Source organism: Niabella sp., from assembly GCF_030150205.1.
GTDB lineage: Bacteria > Bacteroidota > Bacteroidia > Chitinophagales > Chitinophagaceae > Niabella.
The window spans coordinates 18398-36347 of record NZ_JASLGT010000026.1; the positions used below are offsets into that span (position 1 = coordinate 18398).

Here is a 17950-nt window from a genome sequence, read left to right on the forward strand (position 1 = left end):
ATTTTGTTTTAAAAAATATCGGAAAAAATTTTGTTTCTGCATTTTTTTCGATAACATTTGTCTTGCTATTCACTATTTTTTAACAAACTCCCTGAACCTACTATGACCCTAAAAAATCAAACGTAATTCCGCCCCGTCCCGAAGTAAAAAGAGGCCTGCCTGAAAAAGAGAAAGTACCTGAGCATATAAAGCATATCTGTATAAGCGGGTGTGTTGTGCCAGTTCATTGCCATAATGCAGCCTTTTTTACTTGTTCCAATTGTCCTCCATTTATTAAACTCAAAAAATTACGAGCGCTTATGCAAACAAGATTCCAGAAGTATGTTATTGGCTTGCCGGTGTTGCTGTGTTGCCTGTTGTTACAGGTAAACGCCCTGCACGCAACCAGGCCTGTTACCGGTATCCCTGTTTCTTCATTTATCCAGGCAACGCCTGTTGAGGGAACGGTAACCGACTCTGCCGGCAATCCCCTGGCCGGTGCCACCGTTAAAATAAAGGGAAAATCTACGGCCGTTGCTACCGCAGCCGACGGCTCTTTCCGGATCAATGCAGCCGCGGGAGAGGTACTGGAAGTATCCGCTATTGGCTTCCAGCCACAGGAAGTAACGGTGGGGAATGAAGCCGCATTACAGATCCGGCTTTCGGCCGTTGCAGCCGCCCTTGATGAAGTGGTGGTGGTGGGCTATGGTGCACAGAAACGCTCCAATCTTACGGGGGCCGTTACCAGTATCAGCACCAAAAAATTAACCGATATACCAGCCGCAAATATGTCCAATACCCTTGCAGGAAGGGCACCGGGGGTAACGGTTACCAATACCTCCGGTTTGTCGGGAGCCAGCTCCAGCATCCGTATCCGGGGTGCCAATGGCGAACCGCTGTATGTGATCGACGGTGTTATCAAAGGCAAGGCAGAATTTGACGCGCTGGATCCGAATGAGATCGACCAGTTAAACGTGCTGAAGGACGCAGCCACCGCTTCCATCTACGGTTCAAGAGCGGGCAACGGGGTTATTGTGGTTACTACAAAAAAAGGAAGCGCCCAAAAGCCGACCCTGCATTTTCAAACGTCTTATTCTCAATCCAGACCCACAAGAACATTATTGAGTGATCTTACAACGGCCACGGATGAGCTCATTTACCAGAACAGGGTGGTGCAGTTTAACAATGAGTATAATAAGAAAAATGATCCGCTGCCCAACGGACAAACCGAGTTTAATTATTTTAAAGACAAGAACTATAATGTAAATGATTGGGTATGGCGCAACCCCAGTGTACAAAAGTACCTGCTGGATGTTTCGGGTGGAACAGAAAAGCTGAACTACTACAACATGGTGAGCTATACCGGTGAGAATGGGTCTTATAAAAACCTTGATTATAAAAAGTTCAACCTCCGTTCCAATATCACGGCAAAGATCACGAACGATATTAAGCTGAACATGAACATTGCTGCGGCACAGCAGAATTCCGACAAGTTTTACTGGCCCTTCTCCCCGGATGATGATTATGATGTATCTGATTTTTACCGGGTAACCTTTAACTGGCCCAAGCTTTATCCGTTTTATATTAATGCAGACGGAACCCCGGCCGGTCATATAACCGATTACCCGGTGCAAACACCCATGGGTAGCTGGCAGGCCTGGAGTGTGATTGACCAGGTAATGGGCGACCGGTATATCAAAACAAGGAAACGGCAGCTGAACACCATCGCAACGCTGGACATTAACCTGCATAAGATCACCCAGGGACTGGCCGCCAAGATCGTAGGCAACTATGAAGCCAATGATTTTTTACGGAAATGGTATATGACCTTCCAGAAAAACTACGTGTTCATACAGGGCGATCCGCAAAACCGGTTTGTACCGGGCCCGCCTGATCCCAATAAGACCAATATCTTTAATTTCAGTCAGCAGGCACCGTTTTTACGCTACCAGCAGGACAATGGCTGGAAGTACCAGTTCAATGCCTTCCTCACCTATAACCGCAGCTTTGGTAAGCATACAGTGGATGCCCTTGCAGTTTTTGAACAGCGGCAGGATCATTTGTACCGGTCGGTCTCCACAGCGTATAATCCCATTGCGAATATTGACCAGTTCTTTCCGTATTCGGCAGATCCGGCAGACCGGTTTGCAGATGGGCTCGAAGTACTGGGTGCCGCACAATCCTGGATCGGCCGGCTGAATTATAACTATGCCAACCGGTATATCGTGGATGCATCGCTCCGCTATGATGGCAACAGTGCCTTTGCCAACGGTCATAAGTGGGGCGCTTATCCTTCTGTATCGCTGGCCTGGCGGCTCTCGCAGGAATCCTTCTTTAAAGACCATGTAGGGTTTTTAAATGAACTGAAGTTAAGAGCTTCCTACGGTACCACAGGTAACGATCTGAATTATACCAGTATCGGCAACCCCGAAACGATTAAAGGATTTTATTATAAAGAAACCTATCAGAATAGTACGCCCTACGTATTTGGCGACCGCTTGTATAAAACCATACAGCCGAGCCCCGTTCCGGTGCCTGGCCTTACCTGGGCCACAGTGGTGAACAAGAATATTGGTCTGGACTTTGCCACTTTAAACAGCCGCCTTTCCGGAAGACTGGATGTGTTTACTAACAAGATGAAAGACATCCTCGCATCGCGCGTGGTGGCCATTCCGGATGTATATGGTACCACGCCTGCTCCGGAAAATTACGCCGTCCGTTCCTTCAAAGGAGCGGAGTTTGATATCCAGTGGAGTGACCGCGCCGGGAAGGAATTTTCCTATTCAGTATATGGGAATATGGGCTATGCCCGCGACCGCTGGGATGTGCTGGACGAGCCGGTGGCCTATGGACCGGGCGGTGTGGAACATTTCCGTACCCGTATCGGGCAGCCTGAAGACCGCATCTATGGTTTTAAAGCGCTCGGCATCATCCGCACCCAACAGCAGCTGGATGAGTTAACGGCAAAAGGATATAACTATTATGGCCGGAAACCCTACCTGGGTGCCATTATTTATGAAGATGTGCGGGGCGATGGCTACAAGCCCGGTGCCGACGGAAGGATCGATGGAAATGATGTGCAGTTGCTGAGCAAGAATGGCAAGCCAAGAGTGAACTATGGCTTTGGTTTTAATGTGTCCTGGAAGGGACTTTCGCTGGATGCGCATTTCCAGGGGGTAACTTCCTATGATGTAATGGTCAGCAACCAGGACGGACCGGGCATCCGCCAGTGGGGCGGTAACTTCCGGGTATATTACCCCATCTGGGCCAGTGATGTGTGGACCCCCGAAAATCCCGAAGCCAGGTACCCGCGCGTGGTAGGACAAAACTGGCTGGAGTCCGGCAGTGACGGATCTACGTTCTGGATGCGGAACGGTGCCTATACCCGCCTGAAAAACCTCAACATCGGTTATGCCCTTCCTGCCCGGTGGATCCGCCAGCTAAAGCTGGTAAATGCACAGGTGTTTTTAAACGGAACCAATCTTTTTGCCATTTCAAAGCTGAAAGAATTCCAGGATCCCGAACAGAAGAACTATGATTCTTACCCGGTGATGAAAACATTGACCGCCGGGCTGAACCTTACTTTTTAAATGACCTCCAAACAGATATTCAAATGAAAAAAATAGTCTTGTTTTTATGTATCATCATCTTCGGAACCCGTTGCTCAAAAGAACTGGATATTGAAGATGTGAGCAACTATCAGCCGGAGCAGGTATGGAACGACCTGCAGCAGGCCAATGCCTTTGTGGCCAACCTGTATAACAAATTCGGAAACTGGAATGTGGCAGCCGACCGTAACAGTGAACAGCTCTCCGGCATCGCCTTTGGCGAAAATGCCATTACCGTAACCGGCGCTTCCACCGCCAACTGGGATTATGCCAATGTGCGGCTGGCGAACCTTGCCATCCGGGATGTACAGGCCGGGAAGCTGAGCCAGGCCGAAAAAGAAAGCATCCTGGCCCAGGCGTATTTTATGCGGGCATATACTTATTTCTCCATGGTGAAAGAATACGGTGGTGTGCCAATTGTGAAAACACCGCTGGACCGGTATAAGGATGACCTTGACCTGCCGCGTAACTCCACAAAAGAATGCTTTGATTTTATTATTGAGGACCTGAACAAAGCCATTACCTTATTACCGGCCAAGATCGATGTAACGTCACCGGATTGGGGGCATATCGATGGCAATTTTGCACAGGCCTTTAAGGCAAAAGTGCTGCTGTATAAAGCCTCGCCATTATTCAATCCCGGTAACCCCTGGAGTAATGCTTACTGGGCCGATGCTTATACAGAGAATAAAAAAGCCTACGAAAGCCTGAAGAGCCAGGGATATGGGTTGATCGAAGATTATGGAAAAATTGCTTTGTCTGAAAAGAACGCCGAGATCGTGTTCCCGGTGATAAATAAATTTCCCGGTAAAACCGCCGGCTGGGATTTTGGTGCACGGCCGGGTTCCCTGAGCCGCGGAAATGCCTCGGCATGTCCTACCTGGGAGTTTGTAAAGGCATTTCCCATGAAGGATGGTAAACGGTACAACGATCCCGGCGGCAACTATACACTGTCTGATGCGGCCTTCCTTCAGGCCTACTGGAAGAACCGGGATCCGCGTTTTGAAAAATCCATTCTATGGAATGCCAAAACCTTCCCGGTAGCGGGAACCGCGAAAGGGTATAAACAATATACCAGCGTGGGTATTGCTTCGGCCAATGATAATTTCGGTATCAATCCCAATGTGGCAGATAAATCGACCAACAACAATACCTACACCGGCTTTTTTATCCTGAAGAACTGTAACCTGAACCTGACCCAGCCCAATGTACAGCAGTATGATATTGATTTTGTACTGATGCGTTTTGCGGAAGTGATGCTGAACTATGCGGAAACCGCTAATGAAACCGGTCATTCCGCAGATGCCCTGGAGCTCCTGCGCGAGATCCGGAAACGGGCCGGCATTGAACCCGGGGCCGGAAGCACTTATGGCATCACGGCTGTTTCAAAAGAAGATGTGCGGCAGGCCATTATGGACGAACGGAATATTGAACTGTGTTTTGAAGGGCATCGTTTTAACGATCTGCGCCGCTGGCGGTTGTTCAGCTTGCTGGATCAAAAAACAAAGAGCGGGGTAGAAGCCATTGCCATCAATGCCAATGGAACAGAGATGCCGATCCTGCAGGCGCAGCAGCAGGCGAGTACGTTCAGCCTGACGGAAGAAAATTTCAAATACTCCGTGGTTCAGGTACCGCAAACAGGTGTTCAAAAGAACATCGTACCCGACAAGTATTACTTCTACCCGATTGCGCAAAGCATTATCAATAAAACCACCAGGCTGGAACAAAACAAAGACTGGGGTGGTTCCTTTGATCCTACCTTGCATTAATCAATCCGCAGGCAGGGTTGCTCCGGTGCCGGCTGCACCCTGTCTGCGGAATTTTTAGCTGCAGCAACAGGCGGTTGGCTGCTGCGTTCTTTACGGCCTAGTAACAATACGGTGGCGATAATAAGCCCGCTTCCGGTTACATCAATCAGTCCGAAGGGGACCTGCAGCCATAATACTGCGATGATGGTTGCGGAAAGCGGCTCAGCAGAGGCCAGCAGGCTGGCTTTTTGTCCGCCGATGATCTGTACCGCGCTGAGATAGGCATAAAAGGGTACCAGTGTACCCAGCAGGATAATGAACAGGATATAGCTATACGTGTATCCATCCCAGATCCCGGTTATTTGCCAGGGCGCTTTCACAAAGGAAATGGCCACACCGCCAATCAGCAGGCCCCAGCCGATAACCGTTGCGGAGCTGTATTTTTTTAACAGGGATACGGGTTGCAGGGTATAAATAGCCAGGGCAACGGCGGAGGCAATTCCCAGTATAAGGGCAGTACGCGAAATGTTCAGGGTATGAATATCGCCGTGGGTTACCAGCAAAAAAGTACCGGACACCGCCATGAGGATTGCAAGCAACTCAGGCCGTGTAGGTGCTTTTTTGTTTTTAAGCGCCAGGTACACGGCTATGATTACCGGGCCGGCATATTGCAGGATGGTGGCGGTAGCGGCGTTGGAATGCCGGATGGCCGCGAAATAAGTATACTGTACGGCCAGCATACCGGTAAGTCCAAATATCAATAACTGGAGCCCGTCTTTTTTGGTTTGCCATATTTTCCAGAGGTCGCTGTTTTTTTTCGTTCCGGAGAAGGCCAGCAGCAGGATGCCGGAAACCAGCATCCGCATAGCCATCAGCCATTCTACATTGATATCCCGTTGCTGGAAAAGAAACTGGCTGAAGGTGCCGGAAATGCCCCATAAAGAGGCCCCGGTAAGCGCCAGTAAAATGCCTTTGAGTGATGGATCCTTTTTAGAAGGACCATATTGCTGCTGCTTCATAAATCTTTAATAAAACGAGGGCGCAAATTTAGAACAGATCAGGGGTAATATTTTATTAAATTTATCGGGTGTGTTGCAATTTTTGTTTGATCAGGAATGCCTTAGGGAAAGGGTGGGACCAATCCGCCGGCTGTCCTTCAGCAATAAAAAAATCGGTACTTTAAAATCGTTGCAGCAATGGACTGATATTATTCAGCCGTCAATAACCGGCCTTTACCGGCCCGCCCGTAGTTGTTTAAAATAATCCGGTGCCTGCAGCATCCGGCTGCCATACCAGCTGAAGAATTCCCCGTTTGCCAGCAGGATCTTTGCCTGGGGATAAAGCGCCTGTAATGCTGTTTTATGTGTTTCCTTAAAGGGATAAGGTTCCGAAGAAAGGAGGATGTATTCCGGGCAATCTGCCTGTAATGCATCCAGGGTTATGGCAGGGTACCGCTTTAACGGGGCGTACCGGTTTGTAAAACCGGCCCGGTGCAGCATGTCATGAATAAAGGTATCACCCCCAACCGTCATCCAGGGATCCTTCCAGATAAAATATACGGCAGTGCCAATGGGGCTGGTATCCAGCCGGGCAAAAGCTGCTTCAATGGCGGCAACTAAGGTGCCGGCTTTTTCTTTGCGGTTTGTATGATGTCCCACCGTTCGGATCATTTCCAGCGCATCCGGGTAGTTGTTTACATCGGTAACAAGAACGGGGAACCGTGCGGCCAATACCTCCACCTGCTCTTTTACATTTTCTTCTTTGTTGGCAATGACCAGGTCCGGACGAAGGGCGATGATTTTTTCTGTATCCAGGGTTTTGGTGCCGCCTATCCTTGTTTTGGTACGGAACCAGGTTTGCGGATGCACGCAGAATTTAGTAATACCGGCTACCTCCTGTTCCAGATCCAGGGTGTACAAAAGCTCTGTGATGGAAGGAACCAGGGATACGATTTTCACGTTTCAGTTTAATGGGTAATTTGAAGATTTGACAATGTGGAAATGTGAAAATGTGAAAGTGTGGAAATAAGGTGCCACATTGAGTATGGAACGGATCCAACCTGAAACTGCTTATTTCTCGGCAGTATAAATACAACAAATGCCAAGGGTAAGCGCCTTGTACCGGGCATTGGAAAACCCTACCTTCTCCAGGATACCGGTAAAATCCTTCCGCTCCGGAAAGGCACGGGCCGATTTGTTGAGGTACTGGTAGGCTTCCTTGTTCTGCTTTAAGAGCCCGGCGATCTGCGGAGCCAGTACGTTCATGTAAAGCTGGTACAAGCCTTTAAATACGCCCGGTTTGGGTCTTGAAAACTCAATGATCAGCAATTGTCCGCCCGGCTTTAGTACCCGGTACATTTCCGACAGGCCTTTTTCCAGGTTTTCAAAATTGCGTACACCAAAAGCCGCCATGGCTGCATCAAACCGGTTGTTGGGGAACTGCAGGTTTTCGGAGTCGCCCAGTTCCAGCGTGATCCGGTCGCTCAGCCCTTCTTTCGCAATTTTTTGCCGGCCAACCTCCAGCATCTGGGCAGAGATATCGACCCCGGTTACCTGCTGCGGCCCCAGCATTTTATAAGCCCGTAACGCCATATCGCCCGTTCCCGTAGCAATATCCAGTACCTGCTGCGGCTGGTATTTCTTCAGCATACCGATGGCTTTCTTCCGCCAGGCTACATCCGTGCGACCGGAAAGTACCCGGTTGGTAAGATCATACCGGGGGGCAATGCGGTCGAACATTTCAGCAACCTGCTCTTTTTTTGTTTTTTCAGATTCTTTATAGGGAATGATATGGTCGTGCGAAAATTCTGTCATAAACCACAAAGGTAACGGGAATTATACAGTCTTTTGCCAGGATTTGCAGACCGGCACATAGATCTGCGCTCAAAATAACCGTTCTGTTCTATCCTCGTAAGCAGCGGGTGCCCCGCCCGGGTTTTGGAATAAAAAAGAGATGGCGCCGGATCATCCGGCGCCATCTCTTTTAAGAGCATATTCATAAAGCCGTTGCTTAACGACGGGATCCCCTGCGGCCACCGGACTGTATGCCCGTCTGGCGGGGTAACCGGTCTACATTGCTGATCTGTTCCTGGCGTTGCCCCATCGGCCGGTCATTTATGGACTGTATGGGCCGGGTATTATTCCGGGCTACCTGTTTAAATTCTTTGGGTTGGGGCGCCCGAACGTTATTAGCCGGAGGCTGCTGCACGCGGGGTCTGTACATATTGAGCTCGTTATGCTGCGCCGGAACTCCACGGTCAACCCGGTTATTGGCATTGTCTTTTCTGGGATTGCCCATATTCCGGTCATGTTGGGTTATGGATACGGGGTTGATCTGTGTTTTTGTGAATTGCTGAACATCGGTAACCCTTGGTCCCCTGGAGTAATAATTGTTGTTTGTTTTTGTTGTATTAAAGTTGTTGATGATCGTAATGTTGTTATGAATATTGTTAACAACAGAAGGGCCTTGTACCACCCGGGTCAGGTTCCGGTCGTAAATATGTCCCCGTTCCACCGCGTTCCAGTAAATAGAATGCGGCCTCCAGGAGCCAAAGGCACTGCTTACACTGATGCCCGGCATCAATGGTGCCCAGCAATAATAATTACCGGTATATCCCCAGGTAACCCAGGCCGGAGACCAGTCGTAACCGGGCACCCAAAGCCAGCCATACAGGTCGTCGTACAACCACCGGCCATAGTGAAAAGGCGCCCACCCCCATCCGTAATCAGAAGCCCAGGCCCATCCCTCATCGGAATAAACCCAGTGCCCGCCGGTAGCATACGGACGAAAATCTGCACCTAATGAAGGATGCCATACATTTCCGTAGCCAGGGTAATTGATCCAGCTTCCGTAAGGAGAAAGATCATCGTAAAAGGTTTGATAAGTGATGGTTCCGTCGGGAGCAACCACCTGCGCCTGTGTTTGGTAAGAAGCAGTGCAGCTGCTGAGTATGATTCCGAACAGTAGCAGCTTGATCCATGTCCGGAACTTTTTTGTTTTCATAATTGTTCCATTTAATTTGGTTCGAAATATGCTTCCTATTACTTGACGGCAAAGCAGGCCTGCGCCCTTCGTGTGCACCCGGGGTTTAATGCAAAGGAAATGTTATAGATTCCAGGTTATCTCCGGGCGATGTTCTTTTGTTGAAAGGCTTTTACGGGTGCTGCCGCCCGGGTTTAAATACCTGCAAACACTTGTGAAACAGAATGATTGCCGGAATGTGTACGTAGCGGCAATTCCGGTATCTTCGTTAATTTTTCCTACTTTTATTTCCATATCTGCATGTAGAAAATGAACATTCTGAAATATATTGAATTAGATGTATTGTCTGCCACCCCCAAGTATCAGCAACTGGCCCAGTCCATTGTGGATGCTATTGCGGATGGCAGCATCAAACAAAACGATCTCCTGCCATCGATTAATGAATTGAGTTATGAGTTTGAGATCTCCCGCGATACGGCGGAAAAAGCCTACAAACATCTGAAACGGATGGGGGTGCTGGGGTCCGTACCCGGGAAGGGCTATTTTGTAAAAACGGCAGAGCCTCAAAGCTCTTTAAAGATCTTCCTGCTGTTTAATAAACTGAGCACTCATAAAAAGATCATCTATGATGCCTTTGTAAAAACACTGGGTCCGGCAGCGCTCATCGATTTTTATATTTATAACAATGATTTCAACTTATTTAAAAAGTTGCTGTCCGGCATCGAGAAGCCGTATACCCATTTTGTGATCATTCCGCATTTCCTGGAAGGAGGACCCGGCGCATCGGAGATCATCAATGCATTGCCAAAAGAAAAGCTCATCCTGCTGGATAAGCTGGTGCCGGGCATCAGCGGCGATTTCAGTGCCGTGTATGAAAATTTTGAAGAAGATATTTACCAGTCGCTGGAGCAGGCGCTGGGCCGGCTGCGACATTATGAAACGCTGAAAATTATTGTACCGGAATACTCTTATTTCCCGGAGGAGATCACCAAGGGTTTCAGGCGCTTTTGCGACCAGTATGCCTTTAATGGAGCCGTAGTACATCATATCCGGAAAGAAACCATTGCACCCAAAGAAGTATATATCTGTTTGATGGAAGACGACCTGGTAACCCTTGTGGATAAGGTTATGGCAGCCCAGCTGCAGATCGGCCGGGATGTGGGCGTGATCAGCTATAATGAAACACCGCTGAAACGACTGATCCTGCAGGGCATCACTACCTTCTCTACCGACTTTGCGGCCATGGGTGAGGAAACGGCCCGGTTGATACTCAGCGGAGAAAAACGGCAGGTAGCGGTGCCTTTTCATTTGCGATTGCGTCCTTCCCTGTAAATTTGCAGCTATGGAGATTGTATCTGCGGAATACGTAAAGAGCAGTGCTGAATATACGCAGTGCCCGAAAGCCGACCGGCCGGAATTTGCATTTATCGGCCGGAGTAATGTTGGGAAATCCTCCCTCATCAATATGCTGTGCAATAAAAAGGCATTGGCCAAAACATCGGCCGCGCCGGGAAAGACACAACTGATCAATCATTTTGACATTGCATCGGGCAGACGGGATAAAGCGGGAAGGATGGTAAAATCATCCTGGTACCTGGTCGATCTTCCGGGTTATGGCTATGCAAAAGTGTCGCAAAAACAGCGAAAAAGCTGGTCCATGATGATTGAGCGGTATATTCTTAAACGGGAAAACCTGGCTTGTTTAATGGTGCTGATCGATAGCCGGCACGAACCGCAAAAGATTGACCTGGAATTTATCCATCAGCTGGGTGAATGGGGCATTCCCTTTGCCCTGGTATTTACCAAGGCCGATAAAAACAAGCCGGGAGCCACTACCCGTAATGTAAATGCAGTACTGGAAGCATTGAAAGAAACCTGGGAAGAACTGCCGCCGCATTTTACAACATCTGCCATCGACAGGCTGGGAAGAGATGAATTGCTGCAATACATTCAAACACTTCAGGAGTAATTTTAATAACTGCAGGTTATCGTTTGATCATTACACTTCCGGAAAGGATGTCGTGGATAGCCCTTCGCTGTTTGTTGGTGCCTATCGTAAAAAAAGAAGCGATTCCCAAAAATAGTTTAATAGGATACCGGAGCAGGGACTGACCGATGCTGATCTTTTTCAGGGGGTTTGTACTTTGCCGCACCCGGATCCCTTTTATATAATTTCCCAGCGTACAGCCCAATGCCACAAACAGGGGTTCATAAATGATCAGGAAAACAAAAATACTGATTTTGACTGCATCGGGTACCTGCTCATAACGGTCGAGAATCATCGCCGCGGTAAACATAAGCAGCACCAGTAGTCCAAAGTCAATAAGCGAAGATTGAATCCGGTCAATTACTTTTGGATACATGATCTTATTTTAAATAAAAAATAAGATCCAATATAATACTTTCTTTTCCATTTGATGCAACTATTGTTGTTGTGGCCCGCATGTGTTTAGATAAGGGGTGCTATTTAGCTCCGTCAATATTCGGTATTGAGAACCTGCGGGTCCAGGTGTTCTATCGGGCTCGTTTATTTTTTCTTCTTAATGTTGCATTGATACCAGAAGATGCGTTATATGATGAAAACTGATTATGAGAAATAGCTGCCTGATCATTTTGTTATTCTTTTGTATGAAAGGGAATACCCAGGTATTTACTTCGTCTCCGCTCAGTGTAAAAGGCTGGTATGCCGAGGCGCAGGCTGCGGCCGGCCACAGCTGGTACAGTAATTTCAGTCGCCATGCACTTTTTCATCTGCATTACAGGGGAGGTATCAACCTGGTAAAAATGGGAGGCGGTCCTGTTGGATTTGGAGTTGGCCTGGCATTTAATAAAGAAGGGGCGTCTGAAAAAAATGATCTATATTCCATCCGCAGAACAGAAAACGCTTACTATATAAAAGTGCCCATGTTCGCCCGTTTTTTGGTGAACAGGACGCGGAAAACACAGCCCTTTGCAGATGCAGGTGTGGAATGGGGCTTTTTTACGGGCGGACTAACCCGGGAGTACAACAGCAATGGCAAGCGAACATCAGAAACTACAACGAGCATTACCAATGAAACAGACCTGGGACTTTTGGGTAATATCGGGGTGATGCACCAGGTGAACAGGGTTTTCAGTATTTCAGGGTTTGCAGGTTATTATCACGGGCTTTCGCAAAAATACTTTTTAACCGGAGGAAAGTCGCCCACGATGACGAACCGGAATGTAAGAGTCGGTATCGGGCTGGCCCGGAAGCTATAAAACAGCAGGTTTACCCTAAACCCAGGATCGTGTTTACTGGAGCCGGTCCAGCATTTCCACTACTTTTTCTTTTTTCAGGATAAAGTATCCGAGGCGGTCCTTGCTGATGCCGTCTTTGAGCTGGTAGCTGAAGGAAAGCGTGTCGTCGTTGATCGTGGTTTCAAAATGTTTAAAAGCGATGGAAGCGGTTGATTCAAGTTCTTCCCCGATTTCATAGAGATGGGTAGACAGTATGAACAGGGAGCTTTTTACCTTCAGCAGCCCGCGGATCACAGCCAGGGAACAGCGCATGGCATCCTGCACATTGGTGCCTTTAAACAGTTCGTCGATGAGCACCAGCCATTTTTGACCGTTGCCTACTTTTTCCACGGTATTTTTGATCCGCTGCACTTCATTAAAAAAGAAGCTTTCGCCTTTTACAATATTATCCACTACGTTGATATTACTGATGAGGCCATCGAGCAGGGTAAGCCTCATGGAACGGGCCGGTACGCCCATGCCGATATGTGCCAGGAATACAGCAGCACCCACCGATTTAATAAGCGTACTTTTACCGGCCATATTGGCGCCGGTAAGAAACAGGAAATTATTTTTCTGGGTAATGTCCAGGTCGTAAGGAACGGGGTTCTGCAGCAGGATATGGTACAATCCCTTGGCCTCAATAACCGGCGTGGCCCGGTCAATAAATTCAGGGAACGCCAGGTTATAATGTTTTACGGCCATTGCCATCGAATACCAGGCATCCAGGCGGCTGTAAATATCCATAAGCTCCTGCACGGCATGTTTATGTACCTCGCGGAGCTGGCCGGCATAATACAGGCTCCGGCTCATAGGAAAGGACTGGTCTTTTTCGGACTCGGACAGCTGGTTAAAGGCTTCGATCTTCAGCAGGTGATCGATCCGCTCAATATAAATACTGAAGCTGGCGGGAAGCGCCACCTCATTCAGCAGCATGGAGATCTTTCGCATGCTGCGGAAAAAATCGGCGAAATGGTTGATCGAAAAGCGCACCATTGCATAATCGGCATGATGCAGCACCCGGTAAATGGCGGCATCCAGTGCATTGGGGCTATTGCTTACACGGTCCAGCGCGTAATCCAGGAAGCGGTCCATTACCAGGATGGTTCCGTTGGTGATATCTTCCGGCCATTCATCCACATGAAGGATCAGTTTGCTGAGGATGCGTTGGGTACCCCGGATCTTCTCGATATCATTGAAGGGGTTGGAAAAAAAATGCCGCAGCCATTCACGTCCGCCAAAGGTGCGGGTAAAATTCAGTTTGTGGAAGATGGAATAATCCTCTTCGGGATGAAAGATAGCAATGTCATTAAAAGAGATACCGTCGATCTGCATGGTTCTTGTTTAAGGTTCCGGGGTTAAGGTTCAACGTCAGAAAGACCGGCTCATTTCCACATTTCCACATTTTCATATTTCTCACATTCCCGCATTTTCCGCATTTGCCCAATCACCCTAACGTTACCGGTTAAATAATAACCGTTCTCCCTTTACAGACTCATTCCACTGCCCATTTCCATAAACTAAATTCCCGTTTACGAACGTATGGGTGATGCTGGCCGGAAATTCGAATGGTGTTCCGTTACCATCCACATCTTCAAAAGGACTCCAGCCGCATTTGTATAAGATATTTTCCTTTGTTACAGCAAACGGTGCATGCAGATCTGCAATGACCAGGTCGGCCTGGTATCCTTCACGGATATAACCGCGGTCTTTGATCTGGAAACAATCCGCTACCGCATGGCTCATTTTTTCCACTACTTTTTCGATGGAGATCTTTCCCTGCTTTACATAGTATAACATCAGCGGCAGCGAATGCTGTACCAGGGGTACGCCCGCATGTGCCTTGGGATAGGGTTCCTGCTTTTCTTCAACGGTATGCGGAGCATGGTCGGTAGCAATCACATCCAGCCGGTCATCCAGCAGCGCCTTCCATAAAGCCTCGCGGTGATGCGGCGCTTTAATAGCAGGGTTACATTTGATGCGGTTGCCCTGGATGGCGTAATCATCGGCGGTAAAGTGCAGGTGGTGCACGCATACCTCAGCGGTGATCCGCTTGTCTTTGAGGGGCAGCATATTGGTAAAGAGCTGCAATTCCTTTTCGGTGCTGATATGCAGGATATGTAACCGCGAGCCATGTTTTTTAGCCAGCTGGATGGCATAAAACGAAGATTCGAAGCAGGCTTCCTCGTTACGGATCACCGGGTGGTCGGCAGCGGTAAGCTCCCTGCCGGATTCATGGGCTTTTTGAAGATTGGCCTTAATGATCCGCTCATCTTCACAATGGGTGGCGATCAGCATTTCACTTTCGGCAAACAGCTTTTCCAGTACCAGCGGGTTATCTACCAGCAGGTTGCCGGTGCTGGAACCCATAAAGGCCTTGATACCGCAGATCCGGTCTTTATGTTGGTTGGCCATCAATGCATCGGCTGCATTCTGATTATTGGTGCCGATAAAAAAAGAATAATTGGCCAGGGAATGATTCCGGCCGATCTCATATTTGTTTTCGAGCAGGTCCAGTGTAAAAGCGGGAGGAACGGTGTTGGGCATTTCCATAAAACTGGTTACGCCACCGGCTACGGCCGCCTTGCTTTCGGTATAGATCGTGGCCTTATGTGTAAGCCCCGGTTCGCGGAAATGTACCTGGTCGTCAATAACACCGGGTAACAGGTATTTGCCTTCACCGTCTATTTCGGTTACACCGGACGGTATATCGATACTGCCGGCGATTTTTTCGATTTTCCCGTTCCGGATCAGCACATCGCCCGTGCCTGTTTGACCTTCATTTACAATGTTTATATTCTTAATCAGAAATGTTTGCATGGTTTTTGTTCTTGAGTGCAACAATATTGGTAAAGTACAAAAAAACTCCGAAATTAATCAATTGAGGGGAATCCTGTTGTAATACCCTGATGATCTTATCTTTGCCACAGGAAGGCGGTGGACCGAAAATAATGAAAACCTTATCTTACGCATATGCAAATCAAACAACTCCTGAAGCTTGCACTGATCCTGTTGCCTTTTTACAGCCAGGCTCAAACCGATAATATTGAGCTGAGCGATAAACAGAACCGGCTGATTAACCGGCTGGATATAAAGCTGCGGGGGGATTCTGTGCTGCAGTTTACCACCGTAAAACCCTATGGACGCAAAAGGGCTACGGAGCGCGTGGAACGTATCGATTCGCTGGATAAGGCTGGTGCGCTGGAAGGAGTGCTCACCAGCATTGACCGGTATAATATCCGGAGCATGATGATGAACAACTCCGACTGGACCACCAATTATGCGGATTCTTTCCACAGAAAGCCGATCCTGGGCGCTTTTTTTAAAAACCCGGCGCACCTGTACTCCGTAGACAAGCGGGACCAGTACAGCCTGATCATTGACCCGGTCATCAATTTTGAACTGGGGAAAGCTACAGGTACCAAAACCTTTGTAAATACCCGGGGGATCCGGGTACGCGGACAGATCGACCAGCGGGTAGGGTACTACCTGTACCTCTCTGAAAACCAGGAACGGGATCCGCTGTATGTGCAGGATTATAATAAAGCGCATGTAAGTGTGCCCGGATTGGGATATTATAAAGCATTTAAAGGCGATGGATTTGATTATTGGGATATACGTGGAGGGGTGACCTTTCATGCCGGAAAATATATCGACTTCCAGATCGCGCATGATAAATTTTTTATTGGTGACGGGTACCGCACCTTATTTATCAGCGATTTCAGCGCCCCGTACCCGTTTTTAAAGCTGGGGGTACAGGCGGGTAATTTTCAGCTGACATCGGTGGCTGCGCAAACCATTGCACCGTTTGAAAATTTTTATTTTGGAATGGACTCTACCCGTCCGCGCAATTACATGATGTTTCATTACCTTACCTGGCAGGCAACCAACTGGCTGAAACTGGGCTTTTTTGAAAGCACCATGTACAACAGCAAAAAGAACGGCGGCTTACAGGTGGGGTACCTGAATCCTTCTATGTTTAACCGGGCCTATTCCTCATATACTGGCAATAGCGCCAAGTCCAGCATCGGGCTGGATGTAAAAGCGAATTTTGCAAAACATTTCCAGGCCTATGGCCAATGGCTGATCAATGAATTTGTGGTGAACAAGGCATTTAAATCCGGCGGCCCCTGGGTGAACAAATTCGGTTACCAGGTAGGTGCCAAATATGCCGATGCCTTTACCATCAAGAACCTGGACCTGCAGGTGGAAGGTAATTTCGTTCGTCCGTTTACCTATACCGATAAATGGGCGCAGAATAATTTCCTGCATTACAACCAGCCGCTGGCACACCCGCTGGGAGCTAATTTCAAAGAGTTTGTGGGTATTGCAAATTATCAGCCCCTGCCGCGCCTTTATCTGAAAGCGATGCTGGTGATGTATAACAAAGGACTGGATACTACAAATTATAATACCGCCTGGTATTCGCCCAGTTATGGCGGCGACCTGTTCCGCAACTATAACGACGGACGTGAACGCGAGGATGGTTATTCCATTGGCAGCGGTATCAGCAACAAGGGCATGATCGGATCGATGACCGTTTCTTATGAGATCCTGCAAAACCTGTTCTTTGATGTAACGGGGATGTACCGGAAATACCGCATTGAAGGTGTGCCCGACCAAACCACCAAGTGGCTGTCTGTTGGATTGCGCTGGAATATGGCGCGACGGGATTTTGTGTTTTAGCGTATGAAGAAAATCCTGTTAACGGCCGTTTTATTTTGGGCGCAGCTGGTGATGGCGCAAACACCGGTAGTACAGTGGTCGCCTTCGCGCAAATTAAATCTGTCTGATTATACGATCATCAAAACGGGGCAGGAGCCTCCGGCCGCCCTGGGACGGAATATGGCTGTAACGCGTACCGGTTTTGTGTATACCATGAGCCGGATAAATTCCGGCGCCGATAAAGGCAAATCCCTGATCCGGATCTATGCACAAATGACTCCTGCACGTTCCTATATCCTTGCTGAAGTGACAAAAGGCAGTCCGGAAGACCGAGCCTACCTGCTGAACCACGAACAAAAACATTTTGATATTTCGGAGATCTATGCCCGGGAATTATCGCGTTTTTTACGAACGCAGTCCCTCGGTAAAACGCCCATGGAGCGTATGACCAATGCAATGAACCGGCTGTTTAAGGAGCTTGATACCTTCCAGAAAAAATATGATGCAGAAACAGCGAATGGACGCAATAAGCAAAAGCAGGAACTATGGAACCGGCTTATTGCACAACGGTTAAAGACCTTGCAGCCATACGCGGCTAAGGATTATATTCTATCCATGCCCCGTTGATGGATTACCGGACAGGGCAGCCGTTATGCATACCTTTTTATTGCCACAGATTGGCTGACACACCGTGCATGATGCGCCTGTATT

The 17950-nt window shown here is 48.3% G+C and carries 14 protein-coding genes; 7 read left to right on the top strand and 7 right to left on the bottom strand.

The annotated features are described in order from the left end of the window. The first annotated feature begins 299 nt into the window (after positions 1-299). Positions 300-3569: a TonB-dependent receptor gene (locus tag Q1V85_RS19420; protein WP_300602228.1), complete on the top strand. Its 3270-nt coding sequence runs from the start codon at positions 300-302 to the stop codon at positions 3567-3569. A 23-nt stretch (positions 3570-3592) separates the two neighbouring features. Continuing rightward, positions 3593-5356, top strand: a complete 1764-nt coding sequence (locus Q1V85_RS19425; protein WP_300602229.1) for a RagB/SusD family nutrient uptake outer membrane protein — start codon at positions 3593-3595, stop codon at positions 5354-5356. On the opposite strand, the gene Q1V85_RS19430 is transcribed toward Q1V85_RS19425, so the two are convergent. The 4 genes from Q1V85_RS19430 to Q1V85_RS19445 form a co-directional block, all read right to left on the bottom strand. Next, on the bottom strand, positions 5353-6354 hold the full coding sequence (locus Q1V85_RS19430; RefSeq protein ID WP_300602230.1) for a DMT family transporter: 1002 nt from the start codon (positions 6352-6354) through the stop codon (positions 5353-5355). The two genes, Q1V85_RS19425 and Q1V85_RS19430, sit on opposite strands and share 4 nt — an antisense overlap. 213 nt (positions 6355-6567) lie before the next feature. Further along, complete coding sequence (locus Q1V85_RS19435; RefSeq protein WP_300602231.1) at positions 6568-7293, bottom strand: ABC transporter substrate-binding protein; 726 nt, start codon at positions 7291-7293, stop codon at positions 6568-6570. 111 nt (positions 7294-7404) lie between these two features. After that, positions 7405-8148 (bottom strand): bifunctional demethylmenaquinone methyltransferase/2-methoxy-6-polyprenyl-1,4-benzoquinol methylase UbiE, encoded by a 744-nt coding sequence (ubiE, locus tag Q1V85_RS19440; protein WP_300602232.1) that lies wholly within the window; start codon positions 8146-8148, stop codon positions 7405-7407. 196 nt (positions 8149-8344) lie between these two features. After that, complete coding sequence (locus Q1V85_RS19445; protein WP_300602233.1) at positions 8345-9337, bottom strand: DUF6600 domain-containing protein; 993 nt, start codon at positions 9335-9337, stop codon at positions 8345-8347. Between the two features lie 288 nt (positions 9338-9625). On the opposite strand from Q1V85_RS19445, the gene Q1V85_RS19450 reads away from it, so the two are divergent. Continuing rightward, positions 9626-10648 (top strand): GntR family transcriptional regulator, encoded by a 1023-nt coding sequence (locus tag Q1V85_RS19450; protein ID WP_300602234.1) that lies wholly within the window; start codon positions 9626-9628, stop codon positions 10646-10648. A 10-nt stretch (positions 10649-10658) separates the two neighbouring features. Next, complete coding sequence (gene yihA / locus Q1V85_RS19455; RefSeq protein WP_300602235.1) at positions 10659-11285, top strand: ribosome biogenesis GTP-binding protein YihA/YsxC; 627 nt, start codon at positions 10659-10661, stop codon at positions 11283-11285. A 16-nt stretch (positions 11286-11301) separates the two neighbouring features. Here yihA and Q1V85_RS19460 read toward each other — a convergent pair whose 3' ends face one another. Then, on the bottom strand, positions 11302-11679 hold the full coding sequence (locus Q1V85_RS19460; RefSeq protein WP_300602236.1) for an RDD family protein: 378 nt from the start codon (positions 11677-11679) through the stop codon (positions 11302-11304). 226 nt (positions 11680-11905) lie between these two features. On the opposite strand from Q1V85_RS19460, the gene Q1V85_RS19465 reads away from it, so the two are divergent. Then, positions 11906-12556 (top strand): outer membrane beta-barrel protein, encoded by a 651-nt coding sequence (locus tag Q1V85_RS19465; RefSeq protein ID WP_300602237.1) that lies wholly within the window; start codon positions 11906-11908, stop codon positions 12554-12556. Between the two features lie 33 nt (positions 12557-12589). Here Q1V85_RS19465 and Q1V85_RS19470 read toward each other — a convergent pair whose 3' ends face one another. Both Q1V85_RS19470 and Q1V85_RS19475 read right to left on the bottom strand, forming a co-directional pair. Beyond that, the gene (locus Q1V85_RS19470) at positions 12590-13909 is read right to left on the bottom strand and encodes a DNA mismatch repair protein MutS (protein WP_300602238.1); all 1320 of its coding nucleotides are present in this window, start codon (positions 13907-13909) and stop codon (positions 12590-12592) included. Positions 13910-14032: 123 nt separating this feature from the next. After that, positions 14033-15394, bottom strand: a complete 1362-nt coding sequence (locus Q1V85_RS19475) for a dihydroorotase (RefSeq protein ID WP_300602239.1) — start codon at positions 15392-15394, stop codon at positions 14033-14035. A gap of 153 nt (positions 15395-15547) precedes the next feature. Between Q1V85_RS19475 and Q1V85_RS19480 the strand changes: the two genes are divergently transcribed. Together Q1V85_RS19480 and Q1V85_RS19485 are read left to right on the top strand one after the other, a co-directional pair. Further along, positions 15548-17260, top strand: a complete 1713-nt coding sequence (locus tag Q1V85_RS19480) for a hypothetical protein (protein WP_300602240.1) — start codon at positions 15548-15550, stop codon at positions 17258-17260. 3 nt (positions 17261-17263) lie between these two features. Continuing rightward, positions 17264-17866 carry a DUF922 domain-containing protein gene (locus Q1V85_RS19485; protein ID WP_300602241.1) on the top strand — a complete coding sequence of 201 codons (603 nt, stop codon included), beginning with the start codon at positions 17264-17266 and terminating at the stop codon, positions 17864-17866. Positions 17867-17950: the final 84 nt, after the last annotated feature.

Coding starts and splice junctions, on each gene's coding strand:
- Q1V85_RS19475 (WP_300602239.1), bottom strand. CDS start 15,394: ATGCAAACATTTCTGATTAAGAATATAAACATTGTAAATGAAGGTCAA.
- Q1V85_RS19470 (WP_300602238.1), bottom strand. CDS start 13,909: ATGCAGATCGACGGTATCTCTTTTAATGACATTGCTATCTTTCATCCC.
- yihA (WP_300602235.1), top strand. CDS start 10,659: ATGGAGATTGTATCTGCGGAATACGTAAAGAGCAGTGCTGAATATACG.
- Q1V85_RS19420 (WP_300602228.1), top strand. CDS start 300: ATGCAAACAAGATTCCAGAAGTATGTTATTGGCTTGCCGGTGTTGCTG.
- ubiE (WP_300602232.1), bottom strand. CDS start 8,148: ATGACAGAATTTTCGCACGACCATATCATTCCCTATAAAGAATCTGAA.
- Q1V85_RS19430 (WP_300602230.1), bottom strand. CDS start 6,354: ATGAAGCAGCAGCAATATGGTCCTTCTAAAAAGGATCCATCACTCAAA.
- Q1V85_RS19445 (WP_300602233.1), bottom strand. CDS start 9,337: ATGAAAACAAAAAAGTTCCGGACATGGATCAAGCTGCTACTGTTCGGA.
- Q1V85_RS19450 (WP_300602234.1), top strand. CDS start 9,626: ATGAACATTCTGAAATATATTGAATTAGATGTATTGTCTGCCACCCCC.
- Q1V85_RS19465 (WP_300602237.1), top strand. CDS start 11,906: ATGAGAAATAGCTGCCTGATCATTTTGTTATTCTTTTGTATGAAAGGG.
- Q1V85_RS19425 (WP_300602229.1), top strand. CDS start 3,593: ATGAAAAAAATAGTCTTGTTTTTATGTATCATCATCTTCGGAACCCGT.
- Q1V85_RS19480 (WP_300602240.1), top strand. CDS start 15,548: ATGCAAATCAAACAACTCCTGAAGCTTGCACTGATCCTGTTGCCTTTT.
- Q1V85_RS19485 (WP_300602241.1), top strand. CDS start 17,264: ATGAAGAAAATCCTGTTAACGGCCGTTTTATTTTGGGCGCAGCTGGTG.
- Q1V85_RS19460 (WP_300602236.1), bottom strand. CDS start 11,679: ATGTATCCAAAAGTAATTGACCGGATTCAATCTTCGCTTATTGACTTT.